At 73.5% G+C, this 22918-nt stretch carries 16 protein-coding genes; 2 read left to right on the plus strand and 14 right to left on the minus strand.

Annotation, left to right across the window (positions count from 1 at the left end; all coding sequences use genetic code 11):
- Positions 1–52 precede the first annotated feature (52 nt).
- From ACIO6U_RS14915 to ACIO6U_RS14955, 9 genes are all read right to left on the minus strand, one after another.
- On the minus strand, positions 53–1297 hold the full coding sequence (locus ACIO6U_RS14915) for a cytochrome P450 (protein ID WP_401719033.1): 1245 nt from the start codon (positions 1295–1297) through the stop codon (positions 53–55).
- Positions 1297–2154 (minus strand): SDR family oxidoreductase, encoded by an 858-nt coding sequence (locus ACIO6U_RS14920; protein ID WP_391046062.1) that lies wholly within the window; start codon positions 2152–2154, stop codon positions 1297–1299. The genes ACIO6U_RS14915 and ACIO6U_RS14920 overlap by 1 nt, the downstream gene beginning before the upstream one ends.
- A 79-nt stretch (positions 2155–2233) precedes the next feature.
- Positions 2234–3505: a cytochrome P450 gene (locus tag ACIO6U_RS14925; RefSeq protein ID WP_401719037.1), complete on the minus strand. Its 1272-nt coding sequence runs from the start codon at positions 3503–3505 to the stop codon at positions 2234–2236.
- Positions 3506–3591: 86 nt separating this feature from the next.
- Complete coding sequence (locus tag ACIO6U_RS14930; RefSeq protein WP_401719040.1) at positions 3592–4584, minus strand: zinc-binding dehydrogenase; 993 nt, start codon at positions 4582–4584, stop codon at positions 3592–3594.
- Positions 4585–4732: 148 nt separating this feature from the next.
- Positions 4733–5851, minus strand: a complete 1119-nt coding sequence (locus ACIO6U_RS14935; RefSeq protein WP_401719043.1) for an acyl-CoA dehydrogenase family protein — start codon at positions 5849–5851, stop codon at positions 4733–4735.
- Between the two features lie 3 nt (positions 5852–5854).
- Entirely contained in the window at positions 5855–7006 is a 1152-nt protein-coding gene (locus ACIO6U_RS14940) for an acyl-CoA dehydrogenase family protein (protein ID WP_355342498.1), read from the minus strand.
- Positions 7007–7137: 131 nt separating this feature from the next.
- Positions 7138–8499: a tetratricopeptide repeat protein gene (locus tag ACIO6U_RS14945; RefSeq protein ID WP_401719045.1), complete on the minus strand. Its 1362-nt coding sequence runs from the start codon at positions 8497–8499 to the stop codon at positions 7138–7140.
- Positions 8496–9263 (minus strand): class F sortase, encoded by a 768-nt coding sequence (locus ACIO6U_RS14950; protein ID WP_401719048.1) that lies wholly within the window; start codon positions 9261–9263, stop codon positions 8496–8498. Before ACIO6U_RS14950 ends, ACIO6U_RS14945 begins: the two co-directional genes overlap by 4 nt.
- Positions 9260–10990, minus strand: coding sequence for a DUF4331 domain-containing protein (locus tag ACIO6U_RS14955; protein ID WP_401719049.1), 1731 nt, complete (start codon positions 10988–10990; stop codon positions 9260–9262). The genes ACIO6U_RS14950 and ACIO6U_RS14955 overlap by 4 nt, the downstream gene beginning before the upstream one ends.
- Positions 10991–11655: 665 nt before the next feature.
- Here ACIO6U_RS14955 and ACIO6U_RS14960 point away from each other — a divergent pair.
- Entirely contained in the window at positions 11656–14922 is a 3267-nt protein-coding gene (locus tag ACIO6U_RS14960) for an FtsX-like permease family protein (RefSeq protein ID WP_401719052.1), read from the plus strand.
- Between the two features lie 209 nt (positions 14923–15131).
- Positions 15132–17966, plus strand: a complete 2835-nt coding sequence (locus tag ACIO6U_RS14965; RefSeq protein WP_401719054.1) for a hypothetical protein — start codon at positions 15132–15134, stop codon at positions 17964–17966.
- Between the two features lie 38 nt (positions 17967–18004).
- On the opposite strand, the gene ACIO6U_RS14970 is transcribed toward ACIO6U_RS14965, so the two are convergent.
- The 5 genes from ACIO6U_RS14970 to ACIO6U_RS14990 all read right to left on the minus strand — a co-directional run bounded on the left by ACIO6U_RS14970 (position 18005) and on the right by ACIO6U_RS14990 (position 22862).
- Positions 18005–18997 carry an ABC transporter ATP-binding protein gene (locus ACIO6U_RS14970; protein WP_401719734.1) on the minus strand — a complete coding sequence of 331 codons (993 nt, stop codon included), beginning with the start codon at positions 18995–18997 and terminating at the stop codon, positions 18005–18007.
- Between the two features lie 231 nt (positions 18998–19228).
- On the minus strand, positions 19229–20098 hold the full coding sequence (locus ACIO6U_RS14975; RefSeq protein ID WP_401719057.1) for an NAD-dependent epimerase/dehydratase family protein: 870 nt from the start codon (positions 20096–20098) through the stop codon (positions 19229–19231).
- 162 nt (positions 20099–20260) lie between these two features.
- Positions 20261–20926 carry an N-acetylmannosamine-6-phosphate 2-epimerase gene (locus ACIO6U_RS14980; protein WP_401719060.1) on the minus strand — a complete coding sequence of 222 codons (666 nt, stop codon included), beginning with the start codon at positions 20924–20926 and terminating at the stop codon, positions 20261–20263.
- Entirely contained in the window at positions 20923–22020 is a 1098-nt protein-coding gene (gene nagA, locus ACIO6U_RS14985) for an N-acetylglucosamine-6-phosphate deacetylase (protein ID WP_401719063.1), read from the minus strand. Before nagA ends, ACIO6U_RS14980 begins: the two co-directional genes overlap by 4 nt.
- On the minus strand, positions 22017–22862 hold the full coding sequence (locus ACIO6U_RS14990; RefSeq protein ID WP_355342525.1) for a GntR family transcriptional regulator: 846 nt from the start codon (positions 22860–22862) through the stop codon (positions 22017–22019). The genes nagA and ACIO6U_RS14990 overlap by 4 nt, the downstream gene beginning before the upstream one ends.
- Positions 22863–22918: the final 56 nt, after the last annotated feature.

The following is a 22918-nucleotide window of genomic DNA, read 5'->3' on the forward strand; positions in this document are numbered from 1 at the left end:
AGCAGTGCCGACAGGGCACGCCCGCTCGCCCCCGGCCCCGGCGGCCGGTCGTTCAGAGGGTCACCGTCAGCCTGTCCACCGACCGCATCTTCAGGCCCGACCACGCGGGCTCGAACCCGTCGGCCAGGCGCATGCCGGGGAACCGGTCGAGCAGGACGTTCGAGGCCATCTCCAGCTCGGACTTGGCGAGCATCGCGCCGAGGCAGAAGTGCCGCCCCGAGCCGAAGGCGAAGGTGTCACCGGCCGCGGTGAACGTCTTGGCGTGGTCGAGGTCGGGCCGGTGGAAGTCGAAGGTGTCCGGGTCGGAGAACCGGTCCTCGTCGCGGTTGGCCGAGGCCATGAGGAGCATCACCAGGGTGCCCGCGGGCAGCAGGGTGCCCTTGACCTCGACGTCCTGGGTGACCTTGCGGCCGTTCATCTGGGACGGCGGGCTGATCCGCAGGGTCTCGCTGATCGCGGGGATGACCTGCGAGCGGTCGTCCCGTACCTCCTCGAACAGCGTCCGCTCGCGCAGCAGATAGGCGAACATACTGGCCAGCGCCTTGCCGGTGGTCTCGGACCCGGCGTTGAGCAACTGCGTGACGTGGGTGAGGATTTCGAGGTCGTCCAGGCGCTCGCCGTCGATCTCGGCGGTGATCAGCCCGGAGATGAGGTCCTCGCCGAGGTGCGAGCGGCGGTCCTCGATCACGGGGGCGAGGTACTCCCAGAGTTCCTTGGTGGCCCGGCGGCCGAGTTCGTCGATCTCCGGGTCGCGGGCGAGGTTGCCGAGGAAGGCCACGTGCCTGCTGTACCAGTCGAAGAACCGGTCGTAGTCGCTGTGCGGCAGCCCGAGCATGTCGGTGATCACGTAGACCGGCAGGTAGTAGCCGAAGTCGGCCAGCAGGTCGACGGTGTCGCCCGGCCGGAAGCCGCGGGTGAGGTGCGCGGACGCCGACGCGACGGAGCGGTCCAGGATCGTCGCGACATTGCGCGCGATGACCGGTGCCCACTTCTCCAGGCCCTTGCCGCGGAAGTACGGGGTGACCAGGGCCTTCTTGCGGCTGTGTTCGGCGCCGTCCATCTGGAGCATCGAGCGGCCGAAGACGGGCTGGAGGCTGACCTCGTAGTTCTGGGTGGAGAACAGCGGGTTGCGGTAGGCGGCTCCGACGTCGGCGTGCTTGCTGATCAGGTAGCCGCGGTAGCCGTCGTCCCAGTGCACGGGGGCCTCGGCCCGCAGCCGCCGGTAGAAGGCGTCGGGGTCGGCCGCGACCTCGGAGGAGAGGAATCCGGGCAGCGTCCCAGCGGTGGTGTCGGTCATCACGACGTCGCCTCCTGCGCGATCTCGTCGAGTCGGTATCCGGGTGTGCCCCCCGTGAGCGGCATGACGGTCAGCGACAGGCCGCCGTCGACGGGCAGGTCCACGCCGGTGACATGCCCGGCGCGCGGACCCGCGAGGTAGAGCACGGCGTCGGCGATGTCCTCGGCGCGCGCGATCTTCCGCATGGGGGAGACCGCTTCGCGGTAACGCCGGTTCGCCGCGGCGGCCGTGTCCTCCGCGTCGCCGAACGATTTACGGGTCAGGCCGGTGTCCGTCGGTCCCGGCGAGACGCAGTTGGCCCGGATTCCGTACCGGCCCCATTCCACCGCCATCTGCTGGACCATCATCTTCAGCGCCGCCTTGCTCGCGCTGTACATGCCGAGCGGCGGTGTCGGATGCGTCGCGGAGATCGACGCGGTGGCGACGATCGCACCGCGCGACGCGCGGAGCGCCGGGAAGGCCGCCCGTGCCAGCAGGAAGGTCGCGCGGGTGTTGACGTCGAACGTGCGCTGGAAGGTCTCCAGGCTGAGGTCTTCGAGCGGGTCGGCCGAGCTGATCCCGGCGTTGCTCACGAGGGCGTCGAGGCCGCCGAAGGCGGAGACGGCCTCTTCCACCGCCTTGCCGACCGCCGCCGGGTCGCTCAGGTCGACGGCCAGCGGCAGGCATTCGGCGCCGGTCCCCCGGAGTTCGGCGGCGACCGCCTCGATGGCCCCGGCGTCGCGGTCGAGCAGCGCGAGCCGCGCCTGCCCGGCTCCTTCGCTCCCGGCCGCGCGCGCGGCCAGGGTCGCCACCGCACGTCCGATCCCACTGCCCGCGCCCGTGATGAGGTAGCGCACCGGAACCTCCCGATCATTCATTTAGCGATGTGAAATAACACGATAGGAGTGCTGCCCGCCACCGTCAAGGCACGGGATCGGCCGCCGTCACGGCATCCGATCAGCCCAGCAGTCGGACCGGCATGGCCAGTGGCGTACGCAGTGAACGGCCGCCCCAGCGCAGGTCGGCCTCGACCGGCCGCGCGCCGGGGAACCTGCGCGCGATCGTGCCGAACAGCGCCGTCGCCTCCATCCGCGCCAGACCGGCCCCCAGGCAGAAGTGCGGCCCGAGGCCGAGCGAGACGTGCGCGCGGCTGTCGGAGCGGGCGATGTCCAGCTCGTCCGGCCGCGCGAAGACCGCGGGGTCCCGGTTGGCCGCGGCGAGCACACCGATGACGGTGTCGCCCGCCTCGACCGCGACGCCGTCGACCTCCCGCCCCTCCTTCGCGACGTACGGCAGGAAGTGCGCGGGCGTGACGAAGCGCAGCAGCTCCTCCACCGCCGCCGGGACCCGCTCGGGCTCCGCGACGAGCAGGTCCCACTGGTCCGGGTGGCGCAGCAGTTCGAGCAGCCCGATGGCCAGCAGATTGCTGGTCGTCTCGTGTCCCGCGAAGATCATCAGCGCCATCATGGCCATCGCCTCCTCGTGGGAGACCACGCCGCTGTCCTCCGATTCCAGCAGGGCGGCCACGAGGCCGGTCTCGGAGCCGCTCGCCCGCTGGCGCGCCACGAGCACGTCGATGTACGTCATCAGGTGCCGGTACGCCTCGTCGGCCTCGACCGCCGCCCTCTCGGAGTCGGCGTTGAACTTGTTCTCGGCGATCTTCTGGGCCCATGAGTGGACCATGTCGAGGTCGTCGATCGGGATGCCCAGGAGGTCGCCGAGCACCTGGAGCGGAAGGGAGTACGCGAACTTCTTGAAGTCGGCCTCGCCGCCGCCCGCCGCCAGCGCGGTCAGATTGCGGTCGACCCGTTCGCTGACCTTGTCCTGCATCTCACGGGCCAGATTGCGCGCCGAGAACGGCGGCTGGACCGCCCGCCGCACCCGCGGGTGGTCCGGCGGGTCCATCCGCACCAACTGGTGGAACTCCTGGTCGAGGACCTGGCCGAAGGCGGCGCTGCCGTGCGGGCTGAACTCCCGCTTGGCGCGCTCGTAGCGCGCGGAGGTCTTCGTGCCCTGACGGCTGTAGAGGATGTTGTTGTCCCCGAGCAGTTGGTGCACGTGCTCGTGCCGGCTCAGGATCACCACGTCGCCCTGCTTCCAGACGGGGATCTCCTCGCGCAGCCGGTTCCAGGTGGGGTACGGGTCCGCGAGTCTGTCGCCGTCCCCGGCCAGCAGGGCGAGTACGTCGTCCCGCAGGGCGTCCGCGCCCGCGCTCGTACCGCTGCTCATGCCCGTACCTCCGCTCGTTCCCGCACCGCTGCTTGATCCCGCACCGTCACTGACTCCCGCACCGCTACGTGATCCCGCACCGTCGCTCACTCCCGCACCGCTACGACGAGCTTGCCGACGACGTGGCCGGTGAGCAGGTCGGCGAAGGCCGGGCCCGCGGCGGCCAGGCCGGGCGCCAGGTGGATCTCCTGGTCGAGGGCGCCCGAGGCGATCATGTCCGCGAGCGCCCGGCGCGCGTCGGCGTTCTCCGCGGCGAAGTCGGCCGCGCGGAAACCCTGGACGGTCAGCGAACGGGTCACCAGCCGGAACCAGTTGTCCAGCGGCAGCGGCGGGACCACCGCCTCGCCGATGCCGGACATCTGCCCGCACAGGGCGACGCGGCCGAGCGGTCGCAGCCGCTCGACCAGCCGCGCGGACGTCTCGCCCCACACGTTGTCGAAGACCGCGTGCAGCCCTTCGGGCGCCCAGCGGTCGACCTCGGCGGTCCAGTCCGGAGCCCGGTGGTCGACGGCGGTGATGCCGAGCCGCTTGAGGCCGTGCGCCTTGTCGGGGCCGCCCACGACGCCGAGGACGTCGGCGCCGCTCGCGGCGATGAGCTGCGCGGCGACCTGCCCCACTCCCCCGAAGGCGCCGGTCACGACGATCTTCTCGCCGCGACGCGGGCGGAGCACCCGCCGTACCCCGAAGTAGGCGGTCAGACCGGTCAGTCCGAGCAGACCGACCGCGTGGTGGAGGGCCACACCCTCCGGGGCGTCGTACCGCTCGGCGCTCGCGGCCGGGACGCGGACCGCGGTGGCCCAGGCGCCCGGCGCGGTCACCGTGTCCCCGACGTCGAACGCGTCGCTCCGGGACTCCACGACGGTGCCGACGACTCCGGCGGGCGGGACGAAACCGGCGCCCTCCGACCGGAGCCGGATCCGCTGCGAGGGATCGAGGGAGGCGTACCGGACCTCGACGAGGATCTCGCCGTCGACCGCCGGGGGCAGTTCCCGTTCGGCCACCTCGAACGAACCGGCGGTGAGGGGTTCCGCGCCGTCGTGGGTGAGCCGGGCTTCGTGTGTGGTGACCGACCCTGCCATGGGGGCCCCTTTCGGATTGCGCAATAAATTAGCATGGTTAATGGATTATCGACAGAATCCACCGGCTCATCGGACGACTCGTCCGCCGGCTCGTTCGTCAGCTCGTGCGGCGGCTCGTGCGTCAGCTCCTGCGGCGGCCGGGCGCCGGCTATTGCAGCGGGTTCACGGCCCGGTGGTCGCCGACCGCCGCCGCCAGGCGGGAGAGATGGTGGCGCCGGTCGCCCAGCAGGTGCTCGATGGTGGTGAGCCGCATCGCGTAGTGCCCGACCTGGTACTCCATCGTCATGCCGATCCCGCCGTGCAACTGGATCGCCTCCTGGCCGATGTGCCGCCCGGACTCGGCGGCCCGGAGTTTGGCGCGCGACGCCGCCTCGATGCCTTCGGCCGCGCCGCTCCCCGCCAGACCGCCCTCCCGCTCCCTCTCGTCGCTTTCCGCGAGCACCATCGACGCCCAGAGCACCGTGCTGCGCGCGAGTTCGAGCGAGACGTACATGTCGGAGGCGCGGAAGGTGAGGTTCTGGAAGGCGCTCAGCGGTTTCCCGAACTGGCGGCGGTCGCGCAGGTAGTCGCGGGTGATCTCCAGCGCGCGCTCCATGGCGCCGAGCGCCTCGTGGGCGTACGCCACCTGCGCGCGGGCCCGGGCGTACGCGATCACGCCGGTCGCGTCGGCGGCCGGATCGCCCAGCGGCTCGGCGGCGGTCGCGTCGAAGGTCACCCGGGCGGCGCGTCCCCCGTCGTACGTACCGAACGGGGTCCGCTCACCCCCGGCCGTCGTGAAGAGCGCCGGTGTTCCGCCGGCGTCGGCGACCACCACGAGCAGGTCGGCACGGGCTCCGTTGAGTACGGGCGAGGCGCCGCCGTCCAGCACCCAGCGCTCGCCGTGGCGCCGGGCCGTGACGCCGGGACCGCCGACGTACGCCGGAAGGAGGGTGCCGTCCGCGATGCCGGACACGTCGCCGCCCGCCCGCGCGAGGAGGCCGCCGCACAGGACGACGGCCTCGACGAAGGGCTCGGGGGCCAGTACGCGCCCGATCTCCTCGGCCACCACGCCGACTTCGACCGGGCCCGCGCCCATGCCGCCGGCCTCTTCCGCGAACGGCAGTCCGAGGACGCCCATCGCGGCCAGCCGGGACCACATGGTCTCGTCGTATCCCGGCTCCTCGGCCGTGGCGTCACGGCGGCCCTGGACCGTGGCGTAGGCCGTGCCCAACAGACCGCGTACGGCGTCCCGCAGGGCGCGCTGCTCGTCGGTGCGGTCGAAGTCCATGTCTCACAGCCCCAGGATCGTGCCGGCGATGATCTGTCGTTGCACCTCGTTGGAGCCGCCGTAGATGCTCGCGGCCCGCAGGTGGAGATAGGCCGCGGCGGCCGGGCGGGTCCACGGCGGCGCGCCCGCGGCCGGGTCGCCGGAGAGCCCCTGCTCGCCCGCGAGGCCGAGGACGAGTTCGGTGACGGCCTGCTGGAGTTCGGATCCGGCGAGCTTGAGGACGGACGAGGCGGGCTGCGCCTTGCCGTCCGCCGAGTCGGCGGCGACCCGGATCGAGGTCAGTTCGACCGCCAGCAGGTCGTTCTCCAGCCGCGCGAAGTCCGCCGCGAGCAGCGGATCCTCGCGCAGCCGGTCCCCGGCCCATGTCTTGGCCTGCGCCAGCAGCCACTTGGTCCCGCCCACGCCCGCGATCCCCACCCGCTCGTTGCCGAGGAGGAATTTGGCGTAGTCCCACCCGTGGTTCTCCTGGCCGACGAGGTTGTCGACGGGGACGCGCACGTCCTCGAAGAAGACCTCGTTGACCAGGCTCCCGCCGTCGATGAGCTGGATCGGCCGGACGGTGACGCCCGGCGAGGCCATGTCGATCAGGAGGAAGGAGATGCCGGCCTGCTTGCGCGGGGCGTCCGGATCGGTGCGCACCAGCGTGAAGATCCAGTCGCCGTACTGGGCGTAGGAGGTCCAGGTCTTCTGGCCGTTGACGACATAGTGCGCGCCGTCGCGTACGGCCGAGGTGCGCAGAGCGGCCAGGTCGGAACCGGCGTCGGGCTCGGAGAAGCCCTGCGACCACCAGATGTCGACGTTCCGGGTGGCCGGCAGGAAGCGCTCCTTGAGCTCCCGCGAGCCGAACGCGGCGATGACCGGGCCGACCATCGAGGCGTTGAAGGTGACCGGCGGCGGAACGCAGGCCGCCTGCATCTCCTCGTGCCAGATGTGCCGTCGCAGCGGCGTCCAGTCCCTCCCGCCCCACTCGACCGGCCAGTTGGGCACCGCGATCCCGGCCGCGTCGAGCGTCCGCATCGACTCGACCATCTGCTCCTTGGTCAACTCCTCGCGCGCCGCCACCGTCTCCCGAATGTGCCCCGGCACCCGCGTGGTGAAGAACCGCCGCAACCCGTCACGGAAGGCCGCGTCCTCGGGCGACAACCTCAGCTTCATACGGCTCCTCGAGGAATCACTTAACATCCCTAAGTAATATCCTCACCGTGGCACGCCACCCGAACCCCCGTCAAGAAGCGCGAACGCCCCGGTGCCCGGCCCAGCCGCCGAGGACCGGGACTCCGCGACGGTCAGGTGCGCCGGGATGGGCCGGTCAGGGCGGTCAGGGCCGCGCGGGCCTTGGGGGCGGCCAGGGGGCTGAAGTGGGGGTTGACGGACAGGGCTGTCGCGAGGTCGGTGCGGGCCGCCGCGGCGTCGCCGAGGGACCGTTCGATCATGCCGCGGTGGTAGCGGAACAGGGCGTTGCGGGTGCCCTGGGCGAGGGCCAGGTCGCTCTCGGCGAGGGCTTCGCGGTCGCGGCCGTTGGCGTGCAGGGCCCAGGCCAGGGCGTCGTGGGTGTCCATGAAGGGGCGGGACTCGATGCCCCGGCGGGCGATGGCGAGGGCCTGCGCGGCGTCGCCGTGGTCGGCTTCGAAGAGGGCCGCGTCGGAGTCGAGGGCGACGCCGTTGGCGGCGAAGAGCTTCTGCTCGGCGCGGAAGAGCTGGTACTGCTCGTCGGCCTGCGCGGTGCGGCCGAGGGACTGGTACAGCTCGCCGAGCTGGAGCACGTACTCGGGCTGCGGTACCCGCTGGACGGCCCGGTTGAGGTCGGCGAGGGCGGCGTCGGTCCTGCCGAGCGCGGCCTCGGCCCTGGCCTTGGCCTGGAACAGCGAGGTGTAGGTCGGCGCGACGCGCAGACCGGCGGCGGCCTCGGTCAGCTCGGTGGCCGGATCGCCGTTGTTGAAGGCGAGTTCGCCGAGGTAGTAGTGGGCGAACGCCTGGTCGGCCGGGCCCGCGGAGTCCTGGAGGGCGCGGCGCATGTCGGTTCTGGCCGTGTCGATGTCGCCGCGCAGTTCGGCGACGTACGACGCGCGCGCCAGCGAGGGCGCGCCGGGCCTGAGGTCGACCATGCGCTGTACGGCGTCGGCGGCCTCGTCGTAACGGCCGAGCTGAGTGAGGGCGTCGGCCAGGGTGCCGTACAGGGACGAGTTGTACGGGTTGACGGCCACGGCCTTGCGCGACCAGGTGAGCGCCTGGCGGAAATCGTGCCGCCCGGCTTCCAGGGCGGCCATGCCGCCCATCGCGGTGAAGTTGTCCGTGGCGTCCACCGACAGCGAGCGCTTCAGGACGGCTTCCGCCTTGGGGTAGTACGTCGGGTCGGCGGTGTTCTTGGCCTGCTGGACGTAGTCGAGGCCGAGGGTGCCGAGCGCGACGGCGTCGCGCGGGCTCTGCCGCAGGTGGACCTGGATGCCGTCGATGTCCTGGGCGAGCGGGTCCGCGCCGGCCGCCGGGGCCCCGGCCTCGCCCGTGGGACCCGGGGCGCGGTCGGCGCCCGTCACCGGCCAGGGGGCGAGGCCGAGGCCGCCGGCGAGGAAGAGGCCCACGCCGAGGACGGTGGTGACGGCGGCGGACAGCAGATGACGCCGGGGGCTCCGGCGGACGGACGTAGTCAATTCCCGCTCCGTTGGGGGGTCTTGGGGGTGGCGTGGGGGGACGGGCGCGGCGGCTTCGGGTCGGCGGGCGTGGCGTAGACGACGACGTTGTCGAGATAGCCGCCGCCCTCGGGTCCCGCGTACGCGCCGCCGCAGGTGATCAGCCGCAGCGTGGGCGGACCGGCGGTCGCGTAGACCTGGTCGTCGGGGAACGCGTCCTTCTCGTACTGCCGCAGCGCCCGCACGGTGAAGTCCAGGTGGGTGTGGTCGGCGCGGTCGACGGTGATCCGGTCGCCGGGGCGCAGCGTGGACAGTCCGTAGAAGGCGGCCGGGCCGGTGAGGGAGTCGACGTGGCCGACGACGATGGCGGCGCCCGGGTCGCCGGGGCGCGGGCCGTCGCTCCACCAGCCGACCTGGCCGGGGTCCTCGGGCACGCCGAGGTGGCCGTCCTGCTGGACCTGGAGGCCGATCAGGGGGTGGTCGAGGCCGATGCCGGGGATACGGATCCGGACCGGCCGTGCGGCGGGCGCCGCGGGGGCGACGGCGGCGGCGTGGCCCCCGGCGGTCGCGGGGACCGGCAGCGTGCCGACGTCGACCTGCGTGGTCTTCGGCGGCCGGGCGGTGAGCAGCGCGCAGCCTCCGGCCGTCATCATGCCCAGACCGGCGAGGACGCCCAGCGCGGTGATCAGGCGCCAGGGCCGGGCGGGGCGGAATCTGAGGGCGCGCCGCAGCCGCCCGGCCTCCGGTGCGGAGGCCGGGCGGCCCGAGGTGGCGGGGGCGGTCACACCCGGTCGGCGCGCCTGCGGCGCAGCGCCAGGAGTCCGGCGGTGGCCAGCAGGGCGCCGCCGCCCAGGGCCGTCACCGGAACGGCGGGGAAGCCACCGTGGAACGCGGTGCCGCCGAAGCCGGCGCCCACGCCGCCGTCGGGGTGCAGCGAGTCGGCCTGGTTGACCGCGGCGGTGTTGGGCAGCGCCACGTACGGGAAGGTCGAACCGGGCTGGCGGTAGGGGGTGTCGACGGCGTCGCCCGCGGCCAGCGCGGGCACGATCTTTCCGGTCTCCGCCGCGCCTTCCAGCGCCTGGAGCTCGATGTCGACGACGTCGTCGTTGAGCCGCCGGCCGTTGGGGAAGCCGGCCAGGTCCTGGCCGAGGACGCCGAGCCGGTTGGGGTTGGCGGAGGGCGCGACGGCCATGTTCAGCCGCAGTTCCTCGGACGGTGTGAACTTCGCCTTGTCCACGTCGGCGTTGAGCAACTGCGAGTTGAGGTCGGCCTGGACCGGTCCGCACGCCTTGCAGATTCCGGACAGGAAGATCTCGGCGAGGTCCTTGCGCGGGGTGGCGGGCGCCGGGACGCCGTAGATGCTCTGGATGAGCTTGGGCACGATCGGGTCCAGGACCTTGTCGACGACCGGCTGCACGGTGTGGTCCTGGTCCGGGTTGAGGGTGTTGAAGGCGTCCTTGTACTTCAGCGGGACGACGACCTCGTTGACCAGCGGGTTGCCGAGGCGCGAGACTTGGTGCCAGCCCGTCTCGCCGCCCTTGTCGGGCATCGGCGGGCCGCCCTTGCCCTCGTCCTGCGAGTCCGCGGCGCCCGCGGTTTCCCCGGCACCCCCCGCGCCCCCGGCACCCTCCGCGCCGTGGGACGCCATGCCCTCGTCGCCCTTGCCGGACGGCGCGGCGACCGCCGCGCCCTGCCGGTCGGTGGTGGACCAGACGCCGATGACGGGGTTGCGGGTCGCGTCCCCCTTCAGCGCCAGCGCGGACTTGGGCACCTGGAGGGCGATGGTGTTGACGTTGTAACCGGCGAGCGTGTTGTGGCCGGTCTCCTTGAGGTTGCCGCCGTACAGCAGGTCGAAGACCCGCAGGTCGAGGAAGAACGGGTCGGACGCCTGCCCGGCGTAGGTCTGGCCGCCGTCGGGGAGGGCGACGGTGGCCTCCTTGCGCAGTGAGGCGTAGTCCGGCATCGACGCCTTGCCGACGTTGGAGGGGGCCGCGGGCGCGTCCTTGAGGAGCGTCTTGGTGTTGCCCTCCGCGTCGGTCACCGTCAGCGTGTACGTCTGACGGAAGTTCAAGGTGGTGTCGTCCAGCGACTTCACGACCCCGGTGTTGTACAGGAACTGGTTGGCTTCGTCCCGGTAGTGGTCGGTGAAGGACCAGGTGTACGTGGTGTCGGCCTTGCCGTCGCCGTCCGCGTCGATCTTGATGTTGTAGTGGGCGTCGTTGGCGAACGGGTAGAAGTTCGGGCCGCCGTTGGGCTCCTCGAACGGGATCCAGTTCGCCACCAGGGTCACGGTGTCGGGGTTGTCCGGGCTGGTGAAGGCGTAGACGTCGGTGTTGTCCGCCTTGGGGTCCCCGGCGATCAGCGGCGCCTCGCGGTGGCTGGAGGCGGAGCTGACACCGGGTGTCAGACCGGTCAGGACGACGGAGGACACCAGGGCCAGCAGGCCGGCGGTGGCGAGTGAGCGTTCGGCGGCGCGGGCCGCCGTGCGGCGGGGCGGGTGGGAAGACTGCATGGACCATCCGTTTCCAGGCGGGGCCGCCGCCCCCCGGCTGGGGGCGGGACGGCGCAGAGCGGGGACGGCTCAGCCCTGAACGGAACCTCGATGACCGCGCCGTACGGTGACGGCGACGGCACCGAGCAAGTCCGATATGAGGCTTAAGCTACGCATAAAGCACCATGCGCCGAGGGGGCCTGCAACGCGCCAGGTCCGAAATGCGGCAGAAGGGTTCTCGCTGTGGGCCACCACGGTCAACAAACCTGGATTCGCCGGTACTCGGGCCAGGGGCGGCGGTGGTGACGGGGCGACAGTGGGCTCCGGAGCCGGGGCTGCCTCCCTCCGCACCCCGGCCCTGTGCGCCACCCCGGTGGCAGCGGTGAGCCGCCCGAGTGAGGGCGCGCCCGTGACAGGTGCGGGGTCGGCCCATCGGGTACGCGCGCGGCCCCGCCCGCGCCGCCGGGCCGGGATTCGGCCTCCCCGTAGGCCCCGCGCCGGGCCTCCCCACAGGCCCGCGCCGGGCCTCTGCTTGCCCCGTTGGGGGATGCCCTGGTAGGACTGTGACGCGCCGTCACCGTCACATGTTCGATAACGCGGGGGTTCATGTGGTCGCCACGGCCTTCACGTCGTCGCCGCGACGACGCCCGGGAGTCCCGGGACCGGCCCGACGGCGGCTCCCCACGGTGGTACGGCAGGCCACGCAGCACGGGCTGGTGCTGGCCGCCGTCGCCGTGACCGTCCTGCTGTGCGCGACGGCGCTGGCCGCACTGGCGGCGCTGGCCGGGAGTTCGGTACAGGCGGGCGCCGTACGGCGGTTGGCCGCCGACCTCGACGCGCAGGTGACCGTCAACGCGCCCTTCCGCGCCGGAGGCATGGCCGTCGCCGACCGGGATGTACGGGCCGCCGCCGACCGGACGTTCGCCGGGGTGCCGCAGCACACCTATGTGGGGCTGCTGGGGTCTTCACCGGTCTCGGTGACGGGGATCGACGGGGTCACGGGCCCGCCGCGCGGCCCCGGGGGAACCGGATTGCACCCGGTCGCCGTCCAAAACGCGGGCAGATTCGGGCAGTTGGTCGCCGGACGGTGGCCGGTCGGCACAGCGGACGCGACGGCGAGCGCCTTCACCTCGCTGCCCGACGTACGGATCGCCGCCGGGTCCACCGCCCCGGTCGACGCGGCGCTGCCGGACGCGCTGGCCAGGCGGCTGGGAGTCACCGCCGGTTCCCGCCTCCAGGTGCGCGACGGCTTCAGGCACTCCATGACGCTGCGGATCACCGGCGTCTTCCGGCCGACCGGCCCCGTCGGATTCTGGCCCGCGATGGCCGGCGACGTGACGGCGGACGAGACCGCCAGCCAGGACCTGCTCGTGGTCTCGGCGTCGGCTCTCAACGGGAGCGTCGTCCTGAACAGCCATCTGACGGCCCACTGGAGTATGCAGCCGGACTTCGCCCGGATCGACGCCGACAGCCTCCCCGGACTGCACGACCGGATGCGCGCCTTCTCCGGCAGCGCGAGCCGCGTGTCGGTGTTCGGCGGACGGCAGCCCGCTCTGGACGACCTGACGGTGGCCTCGGGGCTGCCGGGCGCGATCGACGGCCTGGCGGTGCCGATGGTGGCGGCCCGGTCCTCGCTGTACCTGCCGAGCGTGCTGCTGGCGGTCCTCGCCCTGGCCACCCTGGTACTGGCCGCCCGCCAGCTCACCGAGCACCGGCGCGACGAACTGGCACTCCAGCAGGCCAGGGGCGCGGGCACCCCGCGACTGCTGCGCGCGGCGGCGGCCGAGTGGGCGGTCACCGGCGTTCCGGCCGCGGCCGTCGCGCCGTTCCTGGCCGGGCTGCTGCGTCCGGGCAGCCGGGGAGCCGCCGCGTGGGCGGCGGTGGGCCTGACCCTGCTGGTGCACGCGGCGGCGGTGCTGCTGCCCGTCCTGCGCTCGACGCGGTCCCGGCCGGCCCGCGGTGTACGCGCCGCCGCCCAGCGGCTGGGCGCCGACCTGGCGCTGCTGGCCGTCGCGGCCCTGGGCTATCTGGAGCTGCGGCGGCACCATTCGCTGATCGCCGACGTCGGCACGGGCGGCGCGGGCGCGGACCCGGTGCTGGTCCTGGTGCCCGCCCTGGTGGCCGGGGCCGCCGCCCTCCTGCTGCTGCGCCTGCTGCCGCTGACCTCCCTGCTCCTGGACGCGTTCGGCCGTCGCAGCCGGGGCCTGGCCCTCGCGCTGGCGGGCTGGCAGTTGAGCCGCCGGGCCGCGCGCAACGCGGGACCGGTCGTCCTGATGTGCCTGGCCGTGTCCGTGAGCGCCTTCGCGACCACCGCGCTGGCCTGCCTGGGCGGACTGGCGTCCGAGCAGGCCGCGTTCACCGTCGGCGCGGACGTACGCGTCCAGCCGTCGGCGGACGGCGGCTACCCCTCGTCCGTACTGGGCGCCGCCTATCGCGCGCTGCCCGCGGTGACCGCCGTGACCCCGGTGACGCAGTCGACGGTGAACCTGCCGGGCGACGCCACCGAGGGCCTGGTCGGCACGGTCGGCGGGCCCGCTCCCCCCACCCCGTCACCGGCCGTCTTCGGGGTGCCGCTCCCCGGCCGTCCGACCGCGCTGCTGCTGGACGAGCGGCTGCGCAGCGACGGCAGCCGCGCGGCGCCGAATCTGGAGTTGACCGTGCAGGACGCGTCCGGCCTCGTCAGTACGCTGGCGACCCGCCTGCCCGCCGCCGACGGCGCCCGGCACACCGTCGTGGTCCCCCTCGACGTGGCGCTGAGCGACGGCCACCCGCGGGCGTATCCGCTGACGGTGACCGCCGTGAACGTCCTGCCGCAGCCGAACGCGCGGCCCGCGCGGCTCGACCTGGAGCTGATCCGGGTCGGCGCGCGGGACAGCGCGGACACGTGGGTCACCGGCCTTCCCGGCGGCCAGGTCTGGGCCGACGGTACGACCCACGCCTCCGACGCCACCGCCGGGGCCTGCGAAGGCAAACCGGCGGGCGACTACAGTCCGGGCACTCCCGGGGTGTGCGCGATCGCCCCCGGCCGCTCCGAGGTGCTCAGGACCACCGTCAGCACCGGCGTCAGGGCCTCGACCGCGACCGGAGACGCCTTCGGCGGCCTGGCCGACAGCGACTACGAGACCCGGCCCGGCAGCCAGGTGCGCCTCGTGGCGGGCCCGGCCGACCGGCCTTCGCCGCTCCCGGTACGCGCCGACGCCGCGGCCCTGCGCGACACGCGCCTGAGCGTGGGCAGCACCACCACACTGGATCTGGGCGGCGGCCGGATCACCGCGACGATCGTGGGCCTGGTCGACTCGCTGCCGGGACTGGGCCGCGGACAGGGGCATCTGATCGCCGATCAGCGCCAGCTCGCCGCGGCGATGACCGTGGCCGGAGTCGACCAGGAGGATCCCGCGTTCTGGTGGATCAGCAGCACCGACAGCGCGCGTACGGCCGCTGCCGCCGAGGCGCGGCCCGCGCTGGGCCGGGTCACGACAGCGGAACGGACCGCGGCGGCGCTGCGCGACGACCCGTTCCGCGCCGGACTGCGCCGGGTGCTGGAACTCGTCCGCTACCTGGCCCCCGCTTTCGCGGTCATCGCCTTCACCGTGCACGCGGTGGTCTCCACCCGGCGGCGCCGCAAGGAATTCGCGCTGCTGCGGGCGATCGGCGTCCGGTCCACCGGCCTGTACGCGCTGTTGGGCGCCGAGCAGCTGAGTCTGGCGCTGTTCGCGGTGGTGCCGGGCGCGCTGATGGGCATGGCCCTGGCCTCGGCGGTGCTGCCGCTGGTCACCGTGGACGACAGCGGCCACGCCCCGTATCCCCCGCTGCCGAACGTCACTCCGTGGGGCACCGTGACGCTGACGGCGGTGGCGACCGCTGTGGCCATCAGCGCGATCGTGCTGGCGCTCGCCCGGCTGCTGGCCCGGGTGGACCTCGTACGCGTGCTGCGAGCGGGTGAGGACCGATGAGCCGGGCCGGACGCGACCGCGCGGGGCGGCGGACACCAGCCGAGGGAACGGGCGCGGGGGACAACGGACGTGGGGCAACGGACGGGGCGGAGACGCGAGCCGAGCGAACGGACGTGACCGGAAAGGGACTTGGGGCAACGGGTACGACAGAGACGGGATCGGCGGGAGCGGACACGGCGGTGAGGCGGCCGGGCGGTACGGGCGCCTCGGTGACACTGCGCCTGATACGTCAGGAGACCCGCGGCGACCTCCCGTTGCTGGTCTGCCTGACGGTCATGGTGATCGTGTTGACGGCGCTGTGCGCCTGGGCCCCGGCCGTCGTGGGCCGCCAGGAGGACCGGGCGCTGCGGCAGCGCGTCGCGGCGGCGCAGGCCGAGGCGCCGCTGATCAGCGTCAGCGCCACTCCGGAGGTCTTCGACACCGACCCGCCCGCGGTGGACATGGCCACCCTGCTGGGCGCGGGAAGCACCTTCACCGAGCAGCTCAGCGGCACCGGCGCGCGCCGCCTGACCTCCGTCGGCGGCGGTTACGACTACAACCCGGCGTCCCTGGTCGCACCGCCGCCTCCCGGCCCCGCGAACACCGCTACCAAGCTGGCGCTCAGCTACCTGCCGTCCGCGCGGGCCCATCTGCGCTACGTCAGTGGCCGCGCCCCGGCCGACCGCACGCCGCTGGGCACCGCGCCCCAGATCGGGTTGTCGCAGGCCACGGCGCGGGCCCTGGGCGTCACGACCGGGAGCCGGTTGACGCTGGAATTCGCCAGGACGCCCGCGGTGGGGAACGCGCCGCCCCAGGTCGACCTGCTGGTCAGCGGGGTCTACCGCACCACGGCCGCGGCCGACGGCTTCTGGGCCGGGCGGGCGTCGTTGGACCAGCCGACGCGCTACCCGGCGGAGCGCTCCGCCGGCACGGTGCTCGCCGTCAGCGGCCTCGTCGGCCTCGACGCCGCCGACCTGCTCGCAGGGGCCGGGGTCGTCGGGCCCCGGGTGACCTGGCAGTTGCGGGCCGACCTGTCGGGAGCGGCGCTCGACCAGGCCCGCGCGCTGGCCGGGCCGCTGTCGCACTACGGCGCGGACCTGAGCGCCGCCCTGTGCCAGGGAACCGACTGGATCTCCGGCGACATCAGCTGCCACGTACGCGGTCAGGCCACCGGGTCCCTGCTGGTGACCGACTTCCTGACGCCGCTGCTCGCCGAGTTCACCGCTCAGGACCATCAGGCCAGGGCGCTGGCGATGTACGCCGTCGACGCGCTGGCCGCGGTCGCGCTGGCGACCGTGGCCGTCGCCGTACGGCTGTTGCTGCGCCGACGGCGGGCGCACCTGCGGTTGCAGCGCGCGCGGGGCGCGTCCACCGCGCGGCTGGTGCTGCTGCGCTGCGCCGTGGCCTGGCCGGTGGTGCTGATCGGCGCTGCGCTCGGCTGGGCGGCCGGTCGGGCCCTGGCTCCCGGCGGCACGTCAGGATCGCCGCAGCCGGTGCCCGCCGCGCTCGCCGCCGCGGTCGTGATGGTGACGGTGCCGCTGATGACGTGGCTCGCGGTCCGCGAGCCGCGCAGGCCCGGCCGACCGCGGCGCTCGCGCCGCCGCGCTGTCACCGGCCGCCGCGTGGTCCTGGAGCTGACGGTGCTGCTCGCGACGGCGGCGGGCGTGGTCGCGCTGCGTTCGCAGGGGCCCGACGGGATTCTGGGCGCGGTGCCGGTGCTGGTGGCGCTGGCCGTCGTGCTGCTCCTGCTGCGGATCTCCCCGCTCGCGCTGCGCGTGGTGCTGCGGCGGACCCGGCGCGCCCGGGGAGCGGTGGGCTTCATCGGGGCGGCACGGGCCGCCCACGACGCCCCGGCGACCGGGCTGGCGCTGTTCGTCCTGGTCCTGACGTTGGGGACGGCCGTGTTCGGCGGCCTCGTGCAGCGCACGATCGGCGACGGCCTGGCCGCGGGCGCGGACTGGACCACCGGCGCGGACGCGAGCGCGATCGTGGCCGGGACCGCGAACGGGGCCACGACCGGGACCGCCGCGCCGGGGACCGGCGCAGGCAAGGGCATACGGACCGTCGTCCAGCATCTGCACACCCTCGACCTGGTGGGACAGGTCGACGGCGCGCTGATCACGCAGGTCGCCGTGATCACCGTGGACCCCCGGCAACTGGCGGCCGTCGCACCGAAGTCGCCGCTGGCCAACGCCCTGCTGTCCGGGCTGGCCACCCCGGCGGGAACCAGGATCGACGCGCGCGTCCCGCTGCCGTCCTTCCTCTCGCCCGACCTGCGGGCGCGCGAGCGCACCGGTGGCTTCACCTCCAGCGTCTCGATCCTCGGGCGGCGGCCGGTGGACCTGGTTCTCACGCCGGTCGGCACCCTCACCGGCGCGGACCTGCACGACCCCCTCCTCGGGCCGGTCACGGCGCGGATTCCCGCCGGGACGCCGCTGCTGATCACCACGGCGGGCGCCGAGCACCTGATGCCCGAGCAGTCCTCGGGGAGCACCGTCATGCTGCTCAAGGGCGGCGCTCCCGACGGGACCGCCCCCGCCACGCCCGCCGCGCTGCGGTCGGCGGCGGCTCAGACGCTCGGGCCGCTGGCCCGGATCCGCGTCCGCTCCGAAACGCTGAGCGCCCTGCGCGCGGACGGGCTGACGCGGGGACTCGACACGGCCTACGCCGTCACGTCGATCCTGGCCGCGCTGGCCGGCCTGCTCACGCTCGCCCTGGAACTGACCCTCACCGCGCACGAGCGCGGTCGCACCGCCTCGTTCCTGCGCACGCTCGGGCTCGGCGGCAAGGAGGCCGGGGCGCTGCACTTCCTGCAACTGCTGCCGCTGGCGGTCGCCTCCGCGGTGGGCGGCACGCTGCTCGGGCTGCTCGAACCGCGGCTCATGGCACCGGCGTTGGACCTGCGGCAGTTCACCGGCGGCCCGGCCCAACCGGCCCTGCGCACCGACTACTCGCTGACGCTCGCCCTCGTCGTCGCCGTGACCGCGCTGATCCTGGTCGCCGCCGCGGCCGAGACCGTCCTCGCGCGTCGGCGGCGACTGGGGGCCGTGCTGCGGCTCACGTGAACGGCCGCGGCTCAGGGTGCGGCCGTCGAGCGCAGGGCTTACGGGGCGCTCTCGGTGGACTCCGTGTCGCCCTCCGTGTCTCCTGCGCCCGCGGCGCTCTCCGCCGCGGACTTCGCCCGCCGCGCGGCCTCGTCCGGCCATACGCCGATGTGGTCGGTCTCCAGGGCCAGCCGCACCCGTTTGCGCATGTGCAGGCGCTCGGTGAACTGGCCGGGCAGTTGCAGCCGCCCGCTGGCGTCCAGTACCGCGAACTCCTCGGCGGTGAGCACCTCGACGCCGTCCTCGCCGGTGGTGACCCGGCGCAGCACCTCGGTCGAGGTGCGGCCGTTACGGATCCGCACCGTGCGCTGGACCTGCTCGGACACCAGCGCGTCGTGGGTCACCACGATCACGGTGACGCCCAGGTCCTCGTTGGCCCGGCGCAGTGCCGCGAACACCTCGTCGCTGGTGGCGGTGTCGAGTTCGCCGGTGGGTTCGTCGGCGAACAGCACCTGCGGCTCGTTGGCGTTGGCCACGGCGATTGCGACCCGCTGCTGCTCGCCGCCGGAGAGCGTGTCGGGCGTACGGTCCCGGCAGTGTCCGACGGACAGCAGGTCGAGCAATTCCTCGGCCCGCGCCCGGCGTTGGGAGCGCTTGATCCCGGTGTACGTCATCGGAAGCATCACGTTCTCGGCCGCCGAGAGGTAGGGCAGCAGATTGCGCGAGGTCTGCTGCCAGACGAAGCCCACGGTGCCCCGCCGGTAGCTGAGCCGCTCGCGGCGCTTCATCGTCAGCAGGTCGTGTCCGGCGACCGTGGCGGCGCCCGCGGTGGGCACGTCCTGGCCGGAGAGTATGCCCAGCAGGGTGGATTTCCCGGAGCCGGACGCCCCGACCACCGCGATCATCTCGCCCTGGGCCACGGCGAGATCGAGGCCCTGGAGCGCCTGCACCTCGACGCCCTCGGTCTGGTAGATCCGCACCAGGTTCTCGCAGACGACCAGCCCCTCCTCCCGCCGTGGCGCCGCGACGGCCCGCCGCCGCAGCTCGTCCAAGTCCGTTGCCCCGGTGGGCTGTTGGTGAACTGCCACGCGGTCCCCCGATAAGGTGAAGTCTGCGAATCCCACTGTCGGACAGCCGCCAGGGTAATGCGCGAACCCGCCCGGGAGCCGCCGTCCGCGGGACCGGACCTCGATCAAGGGTCAGCGTCACCGAGGTCGTCGCGTCCGCTTCGGCCCGCGTCACATCCGCCACGATCCGCATGCCGTCGATCGGACAGCGTGCCGTCAGACCGCGCGGGCGTCCCGCAAGAGTTCCCGGACGCCGCGAACAGGGCGGTAGCCGAAGGCGTTCGTTGCCGCGGTGGAGTCGTACACGCGGTCCAGACGATCCGGCACCGGCCACCCCCGGTCGCGGAACGCCTCGACCACGTCAGGAGCCCGACCGGCGAGGACCGCGCCCGCGTCGCGGTGGAGAGCGACGCAGTCCTCACGCTGGAACACGTGCGGCCCGGAGACGTTGAACGTGCCGGTCACCTCAGGGCGCGTCACGGCCAGGACCCCCGCCGCCGCGACATCGGCCACGTCGACCGCCCGGTGGAGCAGATGGCGCGCGCGTACGGGCAGCGGCTCCGGAAAGCACCGCGCGATGCGCAGCGTGACCGCGGAGACGCCGCAGGCGGCGACCAGCCGCTCCGCGGCCAGCTTGGTCTCGTCGTAGACGTCCCGGGGAAGCGGCGTGAGGTGCTCGTCCACCCAGACGGCGCGGTCGGCGGGCACCAGGGCGTGGCCGTAGACGCTGGTACTGCTGATGTAGAGAACGCGCCGGACACCGAGGCGCGCGGCGTCGTCGAGGAGTTCCGCGGTCATGCCGACGTTCACGGCCCGGAACTCCTCATCGGCCACGCGCCCGACGTGCGGGGCGTGCAGCGCGGCGGTGTGGACCAGGACGTCGGCCGACCGCAGCGCCGCCCGCCGCTCGCGCGGGTCCCGCAGGTCGGCGACGACGCTCGTCCAGCGGCCGGCCACCCTGTCCACGCCGCGGACCTCCCGGCCCGCCGCGTCGAAGGCCGCGGCCAGGGCCGATCCGACCCGGCCCGAGCTTCCCGTGACGACAACCGCCCCGCCAGGGGCCCGCATCCTCCGCTCGGCGCTCACACCCCGATTCTGCCAGCCCCGCGCGGATTCGGTCCGAAGCACCCTCCCCGCCGTGCGATGCCGCGCCCGCCTCGACAGGAGACGCCGTCACCCGGCGGTAACCGCGCCTGTCGACTTGGGCGTTAGGACCGCGAAGGCGAGGAGCGTGGGGCCGGCCAGGCCCTAGGCCGCGCCCGCGAAGCGGGCGGTCAGCCAGACGGGGTCGACGATGGCCGAGCCGACCACGACGGCGTGCGCGCCCGCGGCCAGGGCCGCGCGTACGTCGTCCGGCGTGGAGTAGCCGCGCTCGGCGACGACCGGCACCCCGGCGCCGGCGACGAGGGTGGCCACAAGTCCCAGGTCGGGCAGGGGCCCGGAGTTCGCCTTGGCGGGGTAGCCCATCGTGGACGAACTGACGATCGCGGCGCCCGCCTCCACGGCGGTGCGTGCGTCGTCGATCCCCGGCACGCCCGCCTTGACCGGCTTGCCCAGCGCGACGAAGGACGCGACGAGTTCGGCCAGGTCCTGGCCGTCGTGTCGGCGCGCCGCCGCGTCCGCTTCCAGTTCCACGACGTCGGCCCCGGCGTCCACCAGGGCGGCGGCGTGGTCGAGCGTCGGCGTGATGCGGACGACCCCGCCGTGCGAGCCGTCGATGCTCACGGCGAGCACGGGGAAGCCGGGGAGCGCGCGCTTCACCGCGCGTACGGCGTCCGGGCCGTCCATTTTCACGGCGACGGCGCCACCGGCCTGCGCGGCGGCGGCGAGCCGGACGACGTCGTCGATGTTCTGCCAGGGCGACTGGGGCGACGGGGTGAGCGAGACGATCAGGCCGCGAGGAAGGATGTTCACGCCGCGAACTCCTCTCCGGCGACCAGGACGCGCTCGACGGCGACGTTCTCGTCGGTGACGATCAGGTCGGCCGGGCCGCCGAGGGTGAGTTCCCCCGCGCCGGTGAGCCCGTAGAAGCGGGCGGGCGCTCGGCTGGCCAGGTTCACCGCCCGGTCGACGGGCCAGTCGTGCTCGACCAGCTTGCGTACCTGCTGGAGCAGCGTCACCGTACTGCCGGCGAGGGTGCCGTCGGGCAGGCGCGGCACCCCGTCGGTGACCTCGACGGTGAAACCGCCCACGGTGAAGACACCGTCACCGGCCCCCGCGGGCGACGCGGCGTCGGTGACGAGCATGATGCGGTGCTCGGCGGCCTTGAGCGCGAACAGCGAGGTCTCCCGCGCCAGATGGATGTCGTCGGCGATGAGCTGGATGGCGACCTCCTCCCGGTTGAGCGTGGCGCCCGCGATGCCGGGCGCGCGGTGGCTGAACGCGATCATCCCGTTGAACAGGTGCGTGACCGCGCGGGCTCCCGCGTCGAAACCGGCGTACGCGGTCGCCGCGTCGGCGCCCGAGTGCCCGGCCTGCACGATGACCCCCTGGCCCGCGGCCCAGGCGATCAGCTCCGGCGCGCCCGGCAGTTCGGGGGCGACGGTGATCGTACGCAGCGGCCCGGCGTCGAGGAAGCGTCGCACGATGCCGATGTCGGGGTCGCGGAGGTACTCGGGCCGGTGCACGCCCCGGTGGTGCGGCGACAGGAACGGGCCCTCGGCGTGCACGCCGACGACCTTCGCGCCGGGAGGCGAGGACGCCTGGAGCTTGTCCAGCACGCCGAGCTGCCGGACCACGTTCTCCTCGGAGTCGGTGATGACGGTGGGCTGTACGTGGAAGACGCCGTCGCGGGTGAGGGCGGCGAGCGCCCGCTCGAACTCCTCGGCCGTGGCCGCGTTGAAGTCGACCCCGCCGTAACCGTTGACCTGGAGGTCGACCAGGCCGGGCAGGACGTACCCCGTGCCGGTCGAGGGCAGGCCGGTGCGTACCAGCCGTCCGCCGTCGACCTCGACGTCGCCCTTCACCCAGGCGCCGGCGACGACGGCGCCGCGTGCGGAAATTCTCATGGATACAACCTCGCTATATGGGGGGCTGGGCCGCGGCCGGTCGGCTCTGCGGCGGATTGATGGCGGTGCGCGCGGCCGGCCTGGCCCTGGAGGGCGGCGCGGAAGCGGTAACGGTCACCGCGGTAGACGCTGCGGCACCACTGCACGACCCGGCGGTTCTCGTCGAACGTGGTCTGGACGATCCCCAGGACGGGGTCGCCCGGAGCAAGGCCGAGGTTCTCTGCGATGTCGGCGGTGGCCCCGCGCGCCTCGATGACGCAGTCGGCTCTGACCGCGTGCAGGCCGTACTCGTCGGAGAGCGTGGAGTACAGGGAAGCGGTGGTGAAATCGTGGTCGCCGAGGCCCGGCGCCAACTGCTCAGGGATGAGCGAGAAGTCGATCAGGGTCGGGATGCCGTCGAGATACCGCAGCCGGACCAGGTCGACGATGGGTGCGCCCGGGGCGACGCCCAGCAGGTCCGCCTCGTCGAGCGAGCTGGCGCGGGTCAGGCACTTCAGCACTTTCGAGCTGGAGGTCAGGCCGTTCGCCTCCGCGAGGTCGGAGAAGCTCACCAGCCCGGTGGCGCCCTCCTCGATCGACTCCGCCTCGTCCTGGTCCGCGGGCCGGGCCGGGGCCGGCGCGGGCGTCTGCCCGCGCACCCACCGGGCGCCCATGACGACGGTGACCAGGCCGGCCGCCTCCAGATCCTTCAGTGCCTGACGGACGGTGACCCGGCTGACGTCGAACTGCTCAGCGAGAACCCGCTCGGAAGGCAGTCTCGAACCGGGCTCGATCACACCCGATTCGATGCGTTCCCTGAGGTGCTGCGCCACCTTGCGGTGCAGTGCTGGCGAAGTAGACATGACCCCGATTGTGTCTCGTGGAGTTGGTGGGAATGAACGTAATCAGCAGCCCGTGT

Source organism: Streptomyces sp. NPDC087422, assembly GCF_044744145.1.
Classification (GTDB): domain Bacteria; phylum Actinomycetota; class Actinomycetes; order Streptomycetales; family Streptomycetaceae; genus Actinacidiphila.